This is a genomic window from Ectorhizobium quercum (assembly GCF_026552795.1).
GTDB classification, from domain to species: domain Bacteria; phylum Pseudomonadota; class Alphaproteobacteria; order Rhizobiales; family Rhizobiaceae; genus Ectorhizobium; species Ectorhizobium quercum.
This window is the reverse complement of sequence record NZ_JANFPI010000005.1, coordinates 16,238-33,844: the sequence shown is the minus strand read 5'-3', so window position 1 is coordinate 33,844 and position 17,607 is coordinate 16,238. Positions and strand designations below refer to the sequence as shown.

19 protein-coding genes are annotated in these 17,607 nt (G+C 67.5%); all 19 read left to right on the top strand.

Annotated elements, in window-relative coordinates; all coding sequences use genetic code 11:
* The first annotated feature begins 44 nt into the window (after positions 1 to 44).
* A complete protein-coding gene (locus NOF55_RS15210) occupies positions 45 to 455 on the top strand; it encodes a phage major tail protein, TP901-1 family (protein ID WP_306412253.1) in 411 nt (136 codons plus the stop codon).
* On the top strand, positions 452 to 790 hold the full coding sequence (locus NOF55_RS15205) for a gene transfer agent family protein (RefSeq protein ID WP_306412252.1): 339 nt from the start codon (positions 452 to 454) through the stop codon (positions 788 to 790). The genes NOF55_RS15210 and NOF55_RS15205 overlap by 4 nt, the downstream gene beginning before the upstream one ends.
* On the top strand, positions 787 to 993 hold the full coding sequence (locus NOF55_RS15200; protein ID WP_306412251.1) for a rcc01693 family protein: 207 nt from the start codon (positions 787 to 789) through the stop codon (positions 991 to 993). Before NOF55_RS15205 ends, NOF55_RS15200 begins: the two co-directional genes overlap by 4 nt.
* Positions 994 to 1,004: 11 nt before the next feature.
* Complete coding sequence (locus NOF55_RS15195) at positions 1,005 to 1,580, top strand: phage tail tape measure protein (RefSeq protein ID WP_306412250.1); 576 nt, start codon at positions 1,005 to 1,007, stop codon at positions 1,578 to 1,580.
* Between the two features lie 15 nt (positions 1,581 to 1,595).
* Positions 1,596 to 2,237, top strand: a complete 642-nt coding sequence (locus NOF55_RS15190; RefSeq protein WP_306412249.1) for a DUF2460 domain-containing protein — start codon at positions 1,596 to 1,598, stop codon at positions 2,235 to 2,237.
* A complete protein-coding gene (locus NOF55_RS15185) occupies positions 2,234 to 3,112 on the top strand; it encodes a phage/gene transfer agent baseplate hub protein (protein WP_306412248.1) in 879 nt (292 codons plus the stop codon). The genes NOF55_RS15190 and NOF55_RS15185 overlap by 4 nt, the downstream gene beginning before the upstream one ends.
* Positions 3,109 to 3,540, top strand: coding sequence for an NlpC/P60 family protein (locus tag NOF55_RS15180; protein ID WP_306412247.1), 432 nt, complete (start codon positions 3,109 to 3,111; stop codon positions 3,538 to 3,540). The genes NOF55_RS15185 and NOF55_RS15180 overlap by 4 nt, the downstream gene beginning before the upstream one ends.
* Positions 3,541 to 3,543: 3 nt before the next feature.
* Positions 3,544 to 7,368: a baseplate multidomain protein megatron gene (locus NOF55_RS15175; RefSeq protein ID WP_306412246.1), complete on the top strand. Its 3,825-nt coding sequence runs from the start codon at positions 3,544 to 3,546 to the stop codon at positions 7,366 to 7,368.
* A gap of 28 nt (positions 7,369 to 7,396) precedes the next feature.
* A complete protein-coding gene (locus tag NOF55_RS15170) occupies positions 7,397 to 7,600 on the top strand; it encodes a hypothetical protein (RefSeq protein WP_306412245.1) in 204 nt (67 codons plus the stop codon).
* Positions 7,601 to 7,705: 105 nt separating this feature from the next.
* Entirely contained in the window at positions 7,706 to 7,963 is a 258-nt protein-coding gene (locus tag NOF55_RS15165; protein ID WP_306412244.1) for a hypothetical protein, read from the top strand.
* 125 nt (positions 7,964 to 8,088) lie between these two features.
* Complete coding sequence (locus NOF55_RS15160; protein WP_306412243.1) at positions 8,089 to 8,748, top strand: response regulator transcription factor; 660 nt, start codon at positions 8,089 to 8,091, stop codon at positions 8,746 to 8,748.
* A 43-nt stretch (positions 8,749 to 8,791) separates the two neighbouring features.
* Entirely contained in the window at positions 8,792 to 10,207 is a 1,416-nt protein-coding gene (locus NOF55_RS15155) for a sensor histidine kinase (protein WP_306412242.1), read from the top strand.
* 90 nt (positions 10,208 to 10,297) lie between these two features.
* Entirely contained in the window at positions 10,298 to 10,723 is a 426-nt protein-coding gene (locus NOF55_RS15150) for an RT0821/Lpp0805 family surface protein (protein WP_306412241.1), read from the top strand.
* A 162-nt stretch (positions 10,724 to 10,885) separates the two neighbouring features.
* A complete protein-coding gene (ccmI, locus tag NOF55_RS15145; protein ID WP_306412240.1) occupies positions 10,886 to 12,022 on the top strand; it encodes a c-type cytochrome biogenesis protein CcmI in 1,137 nt (378 codons plus the stop codon).
* Positions 12,019 to 12,471 carry a cytochrome c maturation protein CcmE gene (gene ccmE / locus NOF55_RS15140; RefSeq protein ID WP_306412239.1) on the top strand — a complete coding sequence of 151 codons (453 nt, stop codon included), beginning with the start codon at positions 12,019 to 12,021 and terminating at the stop codon, positions 12,469 to 12,471. Before ccmI ends, ccmE begins: the two co-directional genes overlap by 4 nt.
* Positions 12,468 to 14,459 carry a heme lyase CcmF/NrfE family subunit gene (locus NOF55_RS15135; RefSeq protein ID WP_306412238.1) on the top strand — a complete coding sequence of 664 codons (1,992 nt, stop codon included), beginning with the start codon at positions 12,468 to 12,470 and terminating at the stop codon, positions 14,457 to 14,459. The genes ccmE and NOF55_RS15135 overlap by 4 nt, the downstream gene beginning before the upstream one ends.
* Entirely contained in the window at positions 14,456 to 14,929 is a 474-nt protein-coding gene (locus tag NOF55_RS15130; RefSeq protein ID WP_306412237.1) for a cytochrome c-type biogenesis protein, read from the top strand. Before NOF55_RS15135 ends, NOF55_RS15130 begins: the two co-directional genes overlap by 4 nt.
* Before the next feature lie 129 nt (positions 14,930 to 15,058).
* A complete protein-coding gene (locus NOF55_RS15125) occupies positions 15,059 to 16,612 on the top strand; it encodes a Do family serine endopeptidase (RefSeq protein WP_306412345.1) in 1,554 nt (517 codons plus the stop codon).
* Between the two features lie 268 nt (positions 16,613 to 16,880).
* Positions 16,881 to 17,558, top strand: coding sequence for a response regulator transcription factor (locus NOF55_RS15120; RefSeq protein WP_306412344.1), 678 nt, complete (start codon positions 16,881 to 16,883; stop codon positions 17,556 to 17,558).
* The last annotated feature ends 49 nt before the right edge of the window (positions 17,559 to 17,607 follow it).

Below are 17,607 nucleotides of genomic sequence, written 5' to 3'. Positions count from 1 at the left end.
AACCAGAGAGGGCATCCCCGACCCATTCCTGAAAGGAACCAACCATGACTGCCCAGAAAGGCAAGGACCTTCTTCTGAAAATCCATGACGGCACGGCCTATGTGACCGTGGCGGGGCTGCGCTCCCGGCGGCTTTCCTTCAATGCCGAGACCGTGGACGTGACCGACGCCGAAAGCGCCGGGCGCTGGCGCGAACTGCTGGGGGGCGCGGGCGTGCAGCGCGCCTCGCTGTCCGGTGCGGGCATCTTCAAGGACGAGGCGAGCGACGCGCGGCTGCGCTCGGCCTTCTTCGCCGGCGACATCCTCGCCTGCGAGATCGTCATTCCGGGCTTCGGGACGGTGCGGGGGCCGTTCCAGATCACCGCGCTCGAATATTCCGGCCAGCACAATGGCGAGGTGCAGTTCGAGGCCGCGCTCGAATCCGCCGGAGAAATGACCTTCGAGGCGCTGCCATGAACAGGGCCAATCGCCGGCGTGGCGAGGTGGAGGCGGTTCTGGGCGGCGAGCGGCGCATCCTGTGCCTGACGCTCGGGGCGCTGGCCGAGCTGGAGACCGCTTTCGCCGTCGACGACCTGGCGAGCCTCGGGAGCCGCTTTGCGGCAGGACGCCTGAAGGCCCGCGATCTCATCCGCATTCTCGGGGCCGGGCTGCGCGGCGGCGGCAACGCCCTCTCCGACGAGGATGTGGCCGGGCTCGACATCGAGGGCGGCGTGAGCGGCGCGGCGAGGATCGTTTCCGACCTGCTGGCCGCGGCCTTCGCCGCCGAAGGGGCGGCCGCCCCGGACCCTTGAACGCCGCAGCGGGCGCGCCGAAGCCCTTTCCCTGGGACGAGGCGTTGCATACCGGGCTGTGCCTGCTGCGGCTTCCGCCGCCGGTGTTCTGGACCATGACGCCGCGGGAATTCATCGCCGCCGCCGGCGGCTTGCGGCCCCGTGGCCTCGGCCCTTCGCGGCCGGCCTTCGAGGCGCTGATGGCGGCGTTTCCTGACAGATAAGGAGGCCGGATATGGCCGATGACGATTTCCTGACCGCCGATGGCGGGGCGAGTGCGCTTGCCGACACGCTGGCCGGTCTCGAGGCCCGCTCGCGCGCCTTCGGCTCGGCGCTGACGGCGGCGCTGAGAGGGGCGACCGTGGATGGCAAGGGACTGGAAGGCGTGCTCCAGACGCTGGGCAACCGGCTGTCCTCCATCGCGCTTTCCGCCGGGCTGAAGCCTCTGGAGACGCTGGTGTCGAACGGTGTCGCGCAGGCGGTGTCCGGCATCGGTTCGCTGACGGCCTTCGCGGCGGGCGGCGTGCCGGGCCGCGTCGTGCCCTTTGCCGATGGCGGCGTCGTGGCGGCGCCGGCCTATTTCCCGATGGGCGGCGACATGGGGCTGATGGGCGAGGCGGGGGCGGAGGCGATCCTGCCCCTGAAGCGCGGCGCCGACGGGACGCTCGGCGTTGCCGCCGGGGCGGGCGGCGGCGGCACGCAGATCGTGTTCAATGTGACGGCGAGCGACGCCGCGAGCTTCCGCAAGAGCGAAGGGCAGATCGCCGCCATGCTGGCGCGGACCGCCGGTCGCGGCCGGCGTCAATTGTGACGGCAGGAGGAAGAGATGACGACGGGATTTCACGAGGTGCGGTTTCCGCTGCGGCTGGCGCTCGGCGTTTCGGGCGGGCCGGTGCGGCGCACGGAGATTGTCAACCTCTCCAACGGGCGCGAGACGCGCAATAGCCGCTGGGCGCTGTCGCGGCGGGCCTATGACGCCGGCTCCGGCCTGCGCTCCGTGGCCGACCTCTACGAGGTGCTGGAATTCTTCGAGGCCCGGCAGGGCCAGCTTTACGGATTCCGCTTTCGCGATCCGCTCGACCACGCATCCGCCCCGCCCGGCGAGGCGGTCTCGCCGCTGGACCAGCCGTTGGGGACCGGCGACGGCGCCAATGCCGTCTTTCAGCTTTCCAAGACCTATGGCGATGCCGCCGCAGCCAGTGTCCGGGAGATTTCCAGGCCGCTGGCCGGAACGGTGCGGGTGGCGGTGAACGGCGCCGAGACGGCGGCGGACGGCTTTGCCTGCGATCCGCAGACCGGCCGTGTGACGTTTGCCGCCGGGCATGTGCCGCCTGCCGGCGCGGCGGTGACGGCCGGCTTCGAATTCGACGTGCCGGTGCGCTTCGACATCGACCGCATCGATATCAACATCTCGGCCTTCCGGGCCGGGCGCATTCCGACCATTCCGCTGATGGAGATCCTGCCATGAGGACGATACCGGACGCGCTGGCGGCCCATCTGGCCGCCGGGGTGACGACGCTTTGCCATTGCTGGCGGCTGACGCGCCGCGACGGCGCGGTGATGGGCTTCACCGACCACGACCGGGCGCTTTCCTTCGAGGGAACCGCGTTTCACGCCGCCAGCGGATTTGCCGCCAGCGAGCGCGAGGACGAGGCGGGACTGGCCGCGGCCACCAGCGAGGTGACGGGCGGCTTTTCCAGCGAGGCGATTGCCGAGGCCGACCTGGCGGCCGGGCTTTACGATGGCGCCCGCGTGGAGCTGTTTCTCGTCAACTGGGCCGATCCTGTTCAGAGGGTGCGGCTGAAGGTGGAGGATGTCGGCGAGGTGACACGGGCGGGCGGCGCCTTCCGGGCGGAACTGCGCAGCCTGTCCCATCGCCTTTCCCAGCCGCAGGGCCGGGTCTATTCCCGTCTGTGCGATGCGGTGCTCGGCGACGGGCGCTGCGGTGTGGCGGCGAACAGTCCGGCCTTCCGCGCCATCGGAACGGTGACGGCGGTGGCGGATGGTACCCGCGTGGCGGTGAGCGGCCTCGAGGCCTTTCCCGCCGCCTTTTTCGCGCGCGGCAAGCTCGCCTTCACCGGAGGGGAACTGGCCGGAACCGTGGTCGACATCGACGGGCAGGACGGCGGAACCCTGCGGCTGTGGTTGCCGCTGGCGGCGCTGCCGGCGGCAGGAGACCCGGTCCGGGTGACGGCGGGCTGCGACGGCAGTTTCCGGACCTGCCGGGAAAAGTTTGCCAACGGCGTCAATTTCCGCGGCTTTCCGCACATGCCGGGCACCGATTTCGCCTATTCCTATGCGGACGGCGAGAGCGTTCACGATGGCGGGGTGCTGTTCGAATGAGCGTGCGCGAGCGGGTGATCGCCATCGCCGAGCGGTGGATCGGCACGCCCTACCGTCATCAGGGCGCGCGCGAGGGTGTGGGGTGCGACTGCCTCGGGCTGGTCAGGGGCATCTGGCGGGAAATCTACGGCGGCGAGCCGGAACTGGTGCCGCCCTATGCATCGGACTGGGCGGAGCGGTCCGGCGAGGAACGGCTTCTGGAGGCGGCGATCCGTCATTTCGGCCCGGCCATCGACATGGCGCAGGCGGAGCCCGGCGACCTGCTGATCTTCCGCTGGCGGCCGGGATGCGCCGCCAAGCATGCCGGCATTCTGGCGGGGCCGGAGCGGTTCATTCACGCCTACGAGCAGGCGGCGGTCGTTCGCTCGGTCCTGACGCCGGGCTGGGCGCGGCGCATCGCCGCCATCCATCGTTTTCCGGAGATCTGAGGCATGGCGACGATTCTTTTTCAGGCGGCGGGCGCGGCCCTCGGGAGCGTTTTCGGCCCGGTGGGGGCGGCGCTTGGCCGGGCGGCGGGAGCGCTGGCCGGCAACATGCTCGACCGCAGCCTGATCGGCGGCACGACGAGCGTGCGCGGCAGCCGGCTTGCGACGGCGCGGCTGGCCGGCGCCGATGAGGGGACCGCCATTCCCCGCCTCTACGGCACGATGCGGATCGGCGGCACGCTGATCTGGGCGACGCGTTTCGAGGAACAGGTCGTGACCACCCGGGCGGGCGGCAAATCGGGCGGCAGCCGGGTGGAAAATTTCCGCTATTACGCCAATCTGGCCGTCGGCCTGTGCGAGGGGCCGGTGGCGGCGATCCGCCGGGTCTGGGCGGACGGGCGCGAGATCGACCTGACCGGTGTCGAGATGCGCTTTTATCGCGGCTCGGAGGACCAGCTTCCCGATCCGCTGATTGAGGCGCGGCAGGGCGAGGGCAGGGCGCCCGCCTATCGCGGCCTCGCCTATGCCGTTTTCGAGCGGCTGCCGCTCGACGGTTTCGGCAACCGCATTCCGCTGCTCCAGTTCGAGGTCATCCGGCCGGTCGGTTCCCTTGAGGAAAAGATGCGCGCTGTGGTCGTCATCCCGGGGGCGACCGAGGCGGGATATGCGACGCAGAAAGTGACGGAAAACGGAGGCGACGGTTCTCTGGCGATCCTGAACAGGCATGTGCTCGGCACGGAGACCGACTGGCAGGCTTCCATCGACGAGCTTCAGGCGGTGTGCCCGAACCTCGAAAGCGTGGCGCTGGTGGCGAGCTGGTTCGGCACGGACCTGCGCGCGGGGCATTGCCGGATCGTGCCGGGCGTGGAGCGGACGGTCCGCGACGGCGAGAACCTGACATGGCAGGTCGCCGGCCTGAGACGCGCGCAGGCGCACGCCGTCAGCGACAGCGGCGGTGGCCCCGCCTACGGCTCGACGCCGTCCGACCGCAGCGTCATGCAGGCCATCGCCGATCTGAAGGCCCGCGGCCTGAAGGTGTTCCTCTATCCCTTCGTCATGATGGACATCGCGCCCGGCAACGGCTTGCCCGACCCCTACGGCGGCGCGGAGCAGGCGGCCTATCCCTGGCGGGGGCGGCTGACCTGCTTTCCCCCGGAGGCGGATGCGACATCCGCGACCGTGGGGCAGGTCGCGTCCTTCTGCGGCACGGCCGCCATCGGCGACTTTTCCGTCTCCGGTGGGCTGCCGGTCTTTACCGGGACGGACGAGGGCTACAGGCGGATGGTGCTGCATTATGCGAAACTCGCCGAGCTGGCGGGCGGCGTCGACGGCTTCATCATCGGCTCGGAAATGCGGGGGCTGACGACGCTGCGTGACGGCGCGGGCGGATTTCCCTTCGTGTCGCAACTGGCGGCGCTCGCCGCCGATGTCCGGGCCGTTCTGGGCGCGGGCGCGAAGCTGACCTATGCCGCCGACTGGAGCGAATATTTCGGCTATCACCCTGCCGACGGCTCCGGCGACGTGTTCTTCCACCTCGATCCGCTCTGGGCCCATCCCGCCATCGATGCGGTCGGCATCGACAATTACATGCCGCTTTCCGACTGGCGCGACGAGGATCTGGCCACGGCCAACCCGGACGGGTTCCGGCTGGCCGACGACGCGCGGGCCATGCGCGGCCAGATCGCCGGCGGCGAGGGCTTCGACTGGTATTACGCCAGCGAGGCCGACCGGAGGGCCCGCCTGCGCAGCCCGATCACCGACGGGCTTGCGGGCAAGCCCTGGGTCTATCGCTACAAGGATCTGGCCGGCTGGTGGTCGAGCCTGCATTACGAGCGGGAGGGCGGCGCGGAGAAGGTGGTGCCCACGGCCTGGGTGCCGGGGTCGAAGCCGCTCTGGTTCACCGAACTCGGCTGCCCGGCAATCGACAAGGGGGCGAACCAGCCGAACGTTTTCGTCGATCCGAAGTCGGCGGAAAGCCGGCTGCCCTATTTTTCCAGCGGCGCGCGGGCCGACAGCCAGCAGCGGCGCTTTCTGGACGCCCATTTCGACCATTGGCAGGCCGGCGATCCGGTCGATCCCGGGAATATCTTCCTCTGGGCGTGGGATGCCCGGCCCTATCCGGCCTTTCCGGCCCGGACGGACGTCTGGAGCGACGGCGGCAACTGGCGGACCGGCCACTGGCTGAACGGGCGGCTCGGCAATGCGACGCTGGCCGATACGCTCGCCGCGGTGCTGACCGATCACGGGATTGCGGACGTCGACGTGAGCGGCGTTTCCGGTGATCTGGGCGGTTACGTGCAGGGCGATGTCGCTTCGGCGCGCGACCTGATCGAGCCGCTGGCGAGCGCCTTCGGCATCGACATGACCGAGGAGGACGGGCGGCTCGTCTTCCGCTCGCAGTCGGCCGTCAGCCTTGCGCCGGTGACGCTGGACGTTCTGGCCGAGGAAGAGGATGGCCCGCTGTGGCAGGAAACGCGCGGTCACGACAGCGATTTTCCCGGGGGCGCGCTGCTCGGTTTCAGCGACCCGGACAACGGCTACGAGGCGGCGAGCGTGCGTTCGCGGCGGATTCCGGGTGCGAGCGCAAGGCTTCTGGGCGACAGCCTGCCCGCCGCCGTGCATCGCGAAACGGCGCTTGCCGCGGTGGAGGCGCGGCTGCGCGGCGAGCATCTTTCGCGCAGGAGCATCCGCTTTGCGCTGCCGCCGCAGGCGCCGGAACTGACCGCCGGCGACGTGGTGCGCCTGACGGACGGGCCGGCGGGATATTTCAGGATCGGGCGGATCGAGGAAGGCGACCTGCGGCGGGCGGAGGCGAGGGAAGTGGCCCCGGCGGGCGCGGCGCTGCCCGCCCCTCTGGCGGAAAACCCGGCGAACGGCTCGACGGCGGCGGCCGGTTTCGCGCCGCTGGTCCGGTTTCTCGACCTGCCGCGCTACGAGGACGGCGATGCCATGCTGTTTTCGAGAGTGGCGGCGCTCGCCAGACCCTGGCGGCGGATCACGATTTCGTCGTCGGCCTCCACGGAAGCCTATCGCATGCGCGTGCGGCTGGAGCGCCCCGCCAGAATGGGCCGTCTCGTCGAGCGCCTCGCAGCCGGCGTGCCGGGGCGCTTCGACCGGGCGAACGCGCTGACGGTCGATCTGGGGCAGGGCGAACTGTCCTCGGCGAGTGAACTGGCGGTGCTGAACGGCGCCAACCGGATCGCGGTTTTCTCGGACAACGGCACCTGGGAGGTGATCGGCTTCACCACGGCGGACGAGATCGCCGCCGGCCTCTGGCGGCTGACGGGCCTGCTGCGGGGGCTGGGCGGCAGCGAGGACGCCATGCTCGCCGGGGCCGCACCGCAGAATGCTGTTGTCGTGCTCGACGAGGCGGTCCTGCCGCTGGCGCTGACGCGCGCGGAGGCGGGGCTTGCCTTCAACTGGATCGCGGAGGCGTCGGGAGCGTCCGGCGGGATGGCCGGACCCTTTGCATTCGCCGGCGGCCTGCGGGCGGAAACGCCCCTGTCGCCGGTCCATATCGCCGCGCGCCGGACAGTGGCGGGCGACATCCGCCTCGACTGGACGCGGCGCGGGCGCATCGACGCCGACAACTGGCATGCGGCCGACATTCCGCTCGACGAGGACAGCCTGGAATTCCGGGTGGAAGTCCTTGCCGGCGACGGCGCGGTGCTCCGCAGCATCGACGTCGCGGGAACCGGGGTTACCTATGGGGCCGCCGACGAAACCGCCGATTTCGGATCGCCCCGCACAAGCCTTGCGCTGCGGATACGCCAGAAGGGACGGTTTGCCGGCCTCGGCGTGCCGGCGGAGAAAACGGTTGCGGTGCAATGAAGATTGTCATGAACGAAAGGACATTGCGATGAAGAAGTGGTATCAGTCGAAGACGATCTGGGGGGCGCTGGTCGTGATCGTCGCTTCCTTGCTCAGGGTGGCCGGATACGAGTTCGGGGAAGCCGAACAGGCGGAGCTGACGGATGCGGTCTCCACGATCGCCGGTGCGCTCGGCGGCATTCTGGCGCTCTATGGTCGCCTGACGGCGACGCAGGCGATTTCGCAAAAGTGAACGGAGTTTGCCGGCGCACGGAGAGGGCCTCGCTGCCATTCATTTGCCATTCAGCCGTAGTCAGTTACATACTGTGTCACGGTAATTCATGATGGAAATCGAGTTATGGCATCACCCCTGATCATAACCGCGCTGGCGGCAGGCCTTTCAGGCTTCTCTTCGACGGACGGGTTGCCTCGGGCGGAGGTGTATCTGGCTGCCGCCGATTGCCGCGCCGCGGCGAGCAAGGCGGTGGCGCAGACGGGTGGCGAACTTCTTTCCGCGCAGCCGGCTCCCGACGGGCAGAGCTGCGTCATCACCGTGCTCGTGCAGGGCAACGGCAACGAACGGCCGCGCAAGGTGACGGTGAAGCTGCCCATGTAGCTAGCGCCTGGCAGAAGCCCTGCCGCAGGCTGATGATGCGGCGCAGCGAAAAGGCACGACAAGGTCATAACGGGGGATGGCCCGCAGCGCCCGGGACGGGTGGCGGGTCTCGCGAAGGGGACGAAATGCGCATTCTGGTCGTCGAGGATGATGTCAACCTGAACCGGCAGCTCGCCGATGCTCTCAAGGAAGCGGGCTATGTGGTCGATCAGGCCTATGACGGCGAGGAGGGGCATTATCTCGGCGATACCGAGCCCTACGACGCCGTCATTCTCGATATCGGCCTGCCCGTGATGGATGGCATCACGGTGGTGGAGAAGTGGCGCACGGCCGGCAAGGTGACGCCCGTGCTGATCCTGACCGCTCGCGACCGCTGGAGCGACAAGGTGGCCGGCATCGATGCCGGCGCCGACGATTATGTGACGAAGCCGTTCCACGTCGAGGAAGTGCTGGCCCGCATCCGCGCCCTGATCCGCCGTGCCGCCGGCCATGCCTCGTCCGAGCTGGTCTGCGGGCCGGTGCGGCTGGACACCAAGAGCTCGAAGGCGACCGTCGACGGCGTCGCGTTGAAGCTGACGTCGCACGAGTTTCGCCTGCTTTCCTATCTCATGCACCACATGGGACAGGTCGTTTCGCGCACGGAACTCGTGGAGCATATGTACGATCAGGATTTCGACCGCGATTCCAACACGATCGAGGTGTTCGTCGGCCGCTTGCGCAAGAAGCTCGGCGTCGACCTGATCGAAACGGTGCGCGGTCTCGGCTACCGCATGCAGGAACCCTGAGCATGGCTATCCGCCGTCGCGATTGCCGAAAGCGTTTCAGGACATGACCGGCGCGGTGAAGAGCCGGACGGCATCGCTGACGGCGCGCGTGCTTCTTCTGGCGACGCTGTGGTCGGCGCTGGCGCTCGTCGGTATTTCCTTTGCGATTTCCAAGCTTTATCGCGAATCGACCGAGCGCGGTTTCAACGACATCCTGCGCGCGCAGCTCTACAACGTCATCAACGCCATCTCGATCAACGACCAGCAGGCGATTACCGGCACGCCGCAGCTCGGCGACCTGCGCTTTTCCCAGCCGGGAAGCGGCTGGTACTGGGTGGTCGAGCCGCTCGGCAATTTTTCCACGCCGGCGCTCGTGTCGTCGTCGCTCGGCGTATCGGGCCTTGCGGTGCCGAGCGTGCTGGAGGCGCCGTTCGACCGGCGCTACGAACGCTTCTATGCATTGCGCGACAGCAGCGGCAACCGCGTGCAGGTGGCCGAAACCGAGGTCATTCTGGACGGCGAGGGCCGTGCGGCCCGCTTCCGCGTGACCGGCAATCTGGCGGTGGTGGAAGAGCAGATCGCCGATTTTTCCCGCAGCCTGCACGTCGCGCTGGCCGTTTTCGGCTTCGGCAGCCTTCTGCTGAACGGCCTTGCCATTCTCTATGGCCTCAAGCCGCTCGACCGGGCCCGTGCGGCGCTGGGCAAGGTGCGAAACGGCGAGGCGGAACGGCTGGAGGGCGATTTCCCGCGGGAAATCCAGCCGCTGGCCAACGAGATGAACGCGCTGATCGACAGCAACCGGCGCCTCGTCGAGCGCGCCCGCATGCAGGTCGGCAATCTCGCCCATTCGCTGAAGACCCCGATTGCCGTCCTGCTCAACGAGGCGACCCTGATCGAGAAGCAGCAGGGCGATGTCGTCCGCGCCCAGGCGGAAGCGATGCAGGCGCAGGTGCAGACCTACCTGCATCGCGCGCGGATCGCCGCCCAGCGCGAATCGGTTCTCGCCCGCACCGAGGTGGACCCGGTGATCGAGCGGCTGGTGCGCGTCATGCGCCGCCTGAACCCGGATACCCATTTCGAGCTGGCCATCGCGCAGTCGGGCCTGATGCTGGCGATGGAACAGCAGGATGTCGAGGAAGTGGTCGGGAACCTGATCGAGAATGCCGCCCGCTATGCCGTAAGGCGCGTCGATATCAGTGCCGAACCTGTCGAGGCCGAAGAGGGTGACGGGCAGGGCAAGCGCCACTGGATAGAACTTCTGGTAGAAGACGACGGTCCCGGTCTCGATTCAGGGCAGATCGAAAAAGCCCTCAAGCGCGGTACCCGGCTCGACGAGAGCAAACCGGGAACGGGCCTCGGCCTTTCCATCGTTCGGGAGATCGCCGGCGAGTATCACGGAACGCTCACATTGTCGCGCGGAGACGGCGGCGGACTGAAAGCCCGCTTGCTTTTGCCGGCCGTGGTGAAAGAACATGTGTGACGACTGGAAAAACAAGAGAAAACATGAAAAACAGGAATGCCGGATTGCCGATGTGGCAGCGAGGCGCATTTTGTCTGCACGGATCGTAACATGAAGCTCTCCCTGGCCCGCATCATTCTGTTTCCCTGTCTGGCGGCGCTCGTCGCCAGCGGATGCGCCTCGCGCAACAGCGCCACCGGCGGCGGTTTGCTGCTGAGCGGCGGCTCCGGTTCGGCTGCCTATCTCAATGCGCTTCAAGGTGGTATCATCTCCCGCAGCGGCATGTCCTTCGGCGGCAGCGATACGCAGCGCGCGCTCGAGGCGGAGTATCGCGCCCTCGAGGCCGCGCCCGGCGGCCAGCCCGTCGTGTGGGAGGGACGCGACGGGAAGGGCAGCGTCGTGGCTTCCGCGCCCTATCAGGTGGGGACGCAGAATTGTCGCCAGTACCGCCACACGATCGACGCTTCAGGCAGGCAGACCACGGTGCGTGGGGCAGCTTGCCGCAACCCCGACGGAACCTGGACACCGTTGACATAAGTCAAGGCCAAGGCCAGCCTGAACCCGTTAGACAATGATTGGAACGACCCTTCCGGCCGGATGCCCGGAAGGCGGCGTGAGGCTGCGGCCTAACGCCTCAACTTCGTGTCATGTCCGGTTTGGCTGTTGGAATGGGCCGCCGGCTAACGTAAACGGGCCTTCATGCTGTTCTGGATCATCGTCGCCGTATTGACCGCTGCCGTGGCAGCTTTCCTGCTCAAGCCGCTGCTGCGGCCCGGGCGGGAGGCGGATGCCGGCCGCGCGGGCGAGGCCGAGGTCTACAAGGATCAGCTGAAGGAGGTCGACCGGGATCTCGCCGAAGGGCTGATCGGCGCCGAAGAGGCCGAATATGCCCGTGCCGAGATCGGCCGCCGCCTGATCGCCGCGTCCGCCGGCCGGTCCGCCAGCGCACGCGCAATGTCTGCCGCAAGGCTGAGGCAGGCGGCCGCCGTGGCCGTCGTCGTCGTGCTGCCGGCGACGGGGCTCTGTCTTTACTTGCTGACCGGCAGTCCCGGGACGCCGGATCAGCCCCTGGCCGCGCGGCTGGAAAATCCCGGCAACAACATCGAGCTTCTGGTCGCGAAGGCCGAGCGGCATCTGGCGGAGAATCCGACGGACGGCAAGGGCTGGGACATTCTTGCACCGATCTATTTCCGTGCCGGCCGCCTGGGCGACGCCGAACTCGCCTATCGCAACGCGATCCGTTATCTTGGCGTCAGCGCCGAGCGTGTCACCGGGCTGGGCGAGACGCTGGTCGCCAGCAACCGGGGCGTCATAACCGACGACGCGAATGCCGCCTTCCGGGAAGCCGTGCGCCGCGACCCGGAAAATCCGCGGGCGCGCTTCTATCTGGCGCTGGCGCTCGAACAGGCCGGGCGCCGCGACGAGGCGAGGGCTGCATTCGAGGCGTTGCAGAAGGAAACGCCGGCCGATGCACCCTGGCAGCCGCTGCTTCGCGAGCATATCGCCAGAAACGGTGGCGGGGCGCCCGCTCCAGCGCCCCCCGGAGGCCCGACCGACGCCGATGTGGAGGCCGCGGCCGGCATGGATGCCGGCGATCGGCAGGAAATGATCCGTGGCATGGTGGAGAGCCTCGATGCCAGGCTGAAGGAAGAACCGGGGAATTTCGAGGGCTGGATGCGCCTCGTGCGCTCCTATGCGGTTCTCGGTGAAAAGGACAAGGCCGTCGCCGCGCTCAGGGAGGCGCTGTCGGCATTCCCGGCGGACGGAAGCGAGGGGCAGCAGCTCGTCGCGATGGCGAGGGCGGCGGGGCTCGATGTGGAAGGAGCGCTGAAATGACACGCAAGCAGAAGCGTTTGACCGTGATCGCGGGAGGCATGAGCTTCATTATCGCCGCTGTTCTTCTCATCATGTTCGCCTTCGGCCAGTCGGTCGCCTATTTTTACATGCCGGGCGATATCGCCGCGTCGAACATCGTTCCCGGAACGCGGATCCGTCTCGGCGGTCTCGTCGCCGAAGGATCGGTGGTGCGGGGCGAGGGCTCGACCGTTTCCTTCAAGGTGACGGACGGTAATACCGAAATTCCGGTGTCCTACACCGGCATCCTGCCCGATCTGTTCCGCGAGGGGCAGGGCGTCGTCACCGAGGGGCGTTTCGAGAACGGCTTGCAGGGCTTCACCGCCGATACGGTGCTGGCCAAGCATGACGAGAACTACATGCCGAGGGAAGTGGCCGACCGCCTGAAGGAAGAGGGCATGTGGCAGCATGCCGGGGAGGCGACGCAATGATCGTCGAAATCGGCCACTATGCGCTCGTCCTCACGCTCGCCGTTGCGATCCTCGTCTCCGTCCTGCCCGTCATCGGCGCCCGGCGCAACGACACGGGGATGATGGAACTGGCCGCGAAGGGGTCTCTGACGCAGTTCCTTCTGGTCCTCATTTCCTTCTCCGCCCTGACCTGGGCCTACGAGACATCCGATTTTTCCGTGAAGAACGTGTGGGAGAACTCCCACTCGGCGATGCCGGCCATTTTCCGTTTTTCCGCCGTGTGGGGCAACCATGAAGGCTCGATGATGCTCTGGCTGCTCATCCTGACCTTCTTTTCCGCGCTGGTGGCCTTTTTCGGCCGCAACCTGCCGGAAACGCTGAAGGCGAATACGCTTGCCGTACAGTCGTGGATGACGGTGGCCTTCACGCTGTTCATCCTGCTCACCTCCAATCCGTTCATGCGTCTCGATCCGGTGCCGGCGGAAGGCGAGGACCTGAACCCGATCCTCCAGGATGTCGGCCTGGCCATCCATCCGCCGCTGCTCTATCTCGGCTATGTCGGGTTCTCGGTCTGCTTCTCCTTCGCCATCGCCGCGCTGCTCGACGGACGGCTGGACGCTGCCTGGGCGCGCTGGGTGCGGCCGTGGGCGCTGGCGGCATGGACGTTCCTCACGGCGGGCATCGCGATGGGCTCCTACTGGGCCTATTATGAACTCGGCTGGGGCGGCTGGTGGTTCTGGGACCCGGTGGAGAATGCCTCGCTGATGCCGTGGCTGGCGGGCACGGCGCTGCTCCACTCCGCACTCGTCATGGAAAAGCGCGAGGCGCTGAAGATCTGGACGGTTCTTCTGGCGATCGTCACCTTCTCGCTGTCGCTGCTCGGCACCTTCCTCGTCCGGTCGGGCGTCCTGACGTCGGTGCATAGTTTCGCGACCGACCCGTCGCGCGGCATCTTCATCCTCGGCATCCTGACCGTCTTCATCGGCGGCGCCTTCGCGCTGTTCGCCTGGCGCGCGCCGCTGCTCAAGGCCGGCGGGCTCTTCGCGCCGATCTCGCGCGAGGGTGCGCTGGTTCTCAACAATCTCATCCTGACGGTCTCGACCGCCTCGGTGCTGATCGGCACGCTTTATCCGCTCGTGCTGGAAACGCTGACGGGCGAGAAGATCTCGGTCGGAGCGCCGTTCTTCAACCTGACCTTCGGCCTGCTGATGGCGCCGCTGCTGCTGGCCGTTCCGTTCGGCCCGCTGCTGGCCTGGAAGCGCGGCGACCTGCTCGGCGCGTTGCAGCGGCTCTACGTCGCCGCGGGCCTGGCTTTCGCGGCGGCTCTGGTGCTGTTCTACGTCCGGCATGGCGGACCGGTTCTGGCGGTGCTGGGCCTGACGGCGGGCTTTTTCCTGGTCTTCGGCGCCATTGCCGACCTCTGGTATCGCGCCGGCTTCGGCAAGACGTCGCTGTCCGTCGGCTGGAGGCGGTTCGCGGGCCTGCCGCGCTCGGCGTTCGGCACCGCCCTCGGCCACGCGGGGCTCGGCATTACCGTTCTGGGGATCGTCGCCGTCACCACCTTCGAGACCGAGACGGTGGTCGAGATGAAGCCGGGGCAGGTCGTCGAGGCCGGTGGCTTTCAGGTGACGTTCGACGGCATGCGCTCGGCCAGCGGGCCGAACTTCACCGAGGAACAGGGACATTTCAGCATCGTGCGCGACGGCCGGCAGGTTGCCGATACGTGGTCTTCCAAGCGCCTTTACACGGCGCGCCGCATGCCGACGACCGAAGCGGGCATCATCACCTTCGGGACCAGCCAGCTCTACATCTCGCTCGGCGATCCGATGACGAACGGCGGCATCGTCGTGCGTGTGTGGTGGAAGCCCTATGTGCTGCTGATCTGGGGCGGTGCGCTGGTGATGATGGCGGGCGGCTTCGTTTCCCTGAGCGACCGGCGCCTGCGGGTCGGCGCACCGGCGCGGCGGGCAAAGCCGGCGAAGACCCCGGCGCTGGAGGCGGCGGAATGATGCGCGCTCTGTTTCTGGCCCTTGCGCTGCTGTTTGCCGGGTCGCCGGCGCTGGCCGTCAATCCGGACGAGATCCTCTCCGATCCGGCGCTGGAGGCGCGGGCGCGGGCGCTTTCCGCCAATCTCAGATGCATGGTGTGCCAGAACCAGTCGATCGACGATTCCAATGCCGAACTGGCGCGCGACCTGCGCGTGCTGGTGCGCGAGCGGATCGTCCGGGGCGACAGCGACGAGCAGGTGATCGACTATGTCGTGTCCCGCTACGGTGAGTTCGTTTTGCTGAAGCCGCGCCTGAGTATGCAGACGCTCATTCTTTGGGGAGCGCCGGCGGCCCTTTTCGCGCTCGGGGCCATCGCGCTCTTCCTGCTGGCGCGGCGGCATCCGCCGGCGACCGCGACGGCGCCGCTGACGGACGCCGAGAAGGCGCAGATCGAGCGCCTGCTGGTCGACGACCCGGCGAAGGAGCCCTGAGCGGCAACCTTACCAATTTTTCATTCAGCGGACACTTCGTAGTAAGGTGCTTCTTCCTATATCTTCACCATCCACCGCCTCCCGCGACACAGCGGCAGCAGTCAAGTGAAGAAAGAAGGTATGAACGCCATGCTCATCCGCAAGAATGGTTCCCTTTCCCCGAAGGTTATCCTGAAAAGCTCGGCCGTTGCCGGGCTTGCCGCCGTCATGCTGGCCACCGGCCTTCCGGCAGGGGTCGGCTTTTCCCATGCCGAGCCGGTCAAGGTCGACGCACCGCAGGTCGCAAGCTTCGCCAATGTCGTCGATGCCGTGTCGCCCGCCGTCGTGTCCGTCCGCGTCCAGTCGAACGTGCAGGCCGCAGCGGACGAATCGGGTCCGTCCTTCGGCTTCGGCGGCCGCGGCTTCGACAGCCTGCCGGACGATCACCCGCTGAAGCGCTTCTTCCGCGAGTTCGGCGGCCCCGGCCTCAATAATCCCGATGGCCGCAACGCCCCGCGCCAGCGCGGCAGGGGACCGCTGCGCCCCGTTTCGCAAGGCTCGGGCTTCTTCATTTCCGAGGATGGCTATCTCGTCACCAACAACCATGTCGTCAACGACGGCGCCGCCTTCACCGTCGTGCTGAACGACGGCACCGAGCTGGACGCCAAGCTCGTCGGCAAGGACAGCCGCACCGACCTCGCCGTGCTGAAGGTCGACGCCAACCGCAAGTTCACCTATGTGCAGTTCGCGGACGACACCAAGGTGCGCGTCGGCGACTGGGTTGTAGCCGTCGGCAACCCGTTCGGCCTCGGCGGGACGGTGACGGCGGGTATCATCTCGGCGCGCGGCCGCGATATCGGTGCCGGCCCCTACGACGATTTCATCCAGGTGGACGCCGCCGTGAACCGCGGCAACTCCGGCGGTCCGACCTTCAACCTGGAAGGCGAAGTCGTCGGCATCAACACCGCCATCTTCTCGCCGGGCGGTTCGGGCGGCAATGTCGGCATCGCCTTCGCGATCCCGGCCACGACCGCCAAGGACGTGGTGGCCTCGCTCATCAAGGATGGCAAGATCGAGCGCGGCTGGCTGGGCGTGCAGATCCAGCCGGTGACGAAGGACATCGCCGATTCGCTCGGTCTGGCCGAAGCCTCCGGCGCACTGGTCGTTTCGCCGACCGAGAATTCCCCGGGCGAGAAGGCCGGCATGAAGCAGGGCGATATCGTTACCGCCATCAATGGCGACACGGTGAAGGACGCCCGCGATCTGGCCCGCAAGGTCGCCTCCTACGCTCCGGGCGCCGAAGTCGAGGTTTCGGTGTGGCGCAACGGCAAGTCCGAGGCGCTCAAGGTCACGCTCGGCGACATGCCGGCGGAAACCGCAGCGGTCGACGACGGTTCGGGCGATCAGTCGCAGGGCCAGAGCCAGAGCCAGCAGGAAATCGCCAAGCTCGGCGTCAGCGTGACCCCTTCGCCCGACGGCAACGGCCTCGACATCGTCGACGTCGATCCCGATTCGCAGGCGGCCGCCCGCGGCATCAAGGCCGGCGAGAAGATCAGCGCGATCAACAACCAGCCGGTCAAGAGCGCCGACGAGGCCGTGCAGGTGATCGAAAACGCCCGCAAGGACGGCCGTGGCCGGGCCCTGTTCCAGATCGAAAGCGACCAGGGCAGCCGCTTCGTGGCCGTGCCGATCGATCAGGGATAAGCAACGGTTCGCGCCTCTGGCGCAGGCCGATCCGTCAGGAAGGTCCGGGAGCGATGCTCCCGGGCCTCGGGCATCCCTCGATCCGGTGACACCATCCGGTCGAAGGACGCTTTCGTTTTCACGAGATTGAGCATCCCCGGTGCATCCATCCGGACGTACGACGCTCCAGCCGTTCAGGGAGAGGACGATGACGCAGACGATCATGCCTCATTCCGCCGCTGCCGATCCCGGTTGCGTTGAAAGCGCCGCCGGCGCTATTGTCCCGCACATGAAGATTCTGGTTATCGAAGACGATCTGGACGCCGCTTCCTACATGGTCAAGGCGTTCCGCGAGGTGGGCATTACCGCGGATCATGCGAGCGACGGCGAAAGCGGTCTCTTCATGGGATCGGAGAACGCTTATGACGCGATGGTGATCGACCGCATGCTGCCCCGCCGGGACGGTCTTTCGGTCATTGCCGAACTGCGCAAGCGCGGCGTGAATACGCCCGTGCTGATCCTTTCCGCTCTCGGGCAGGTGGACGACCGCGTGACGGGATTGCGCGCCGGCGGCGACGATTATCTGCCGAAGCCCTATGCCTTCAGCGAGCTTCTGGCGCGTATCGAGGTTCTGGCCCGCCGCAAGGGCACGCCGGAACAGGATATGGTGTACCGGGTCGGCGATCTCGAACTCGACCGCCTCTCCCACGAGGTGCGCCGCGCCGGGAAGGAAATCCTGCTTCAGCCGCGCGAATTCCGGCTCCTGGAATATCTGATGAAGAATGCCGGTCAGGTGGTGACGCGGACCATGCTTCTCGAAAACGTCTGGGATTACCACTTCGACCCGCAGACCAATGTCATCGACGTGCATGTCTCGCGGCTGCGCTCGAAAATCGAGAAGGACTTCGACAGGCCGCTGCTGAAGACCGTTCGCGGTGCGGGCTACATGATCAAGGACGACGGTTGAGGCATGCCGCGCGATCAAGGCCGCCGCCCCGGAGACATCGCGTGACGAC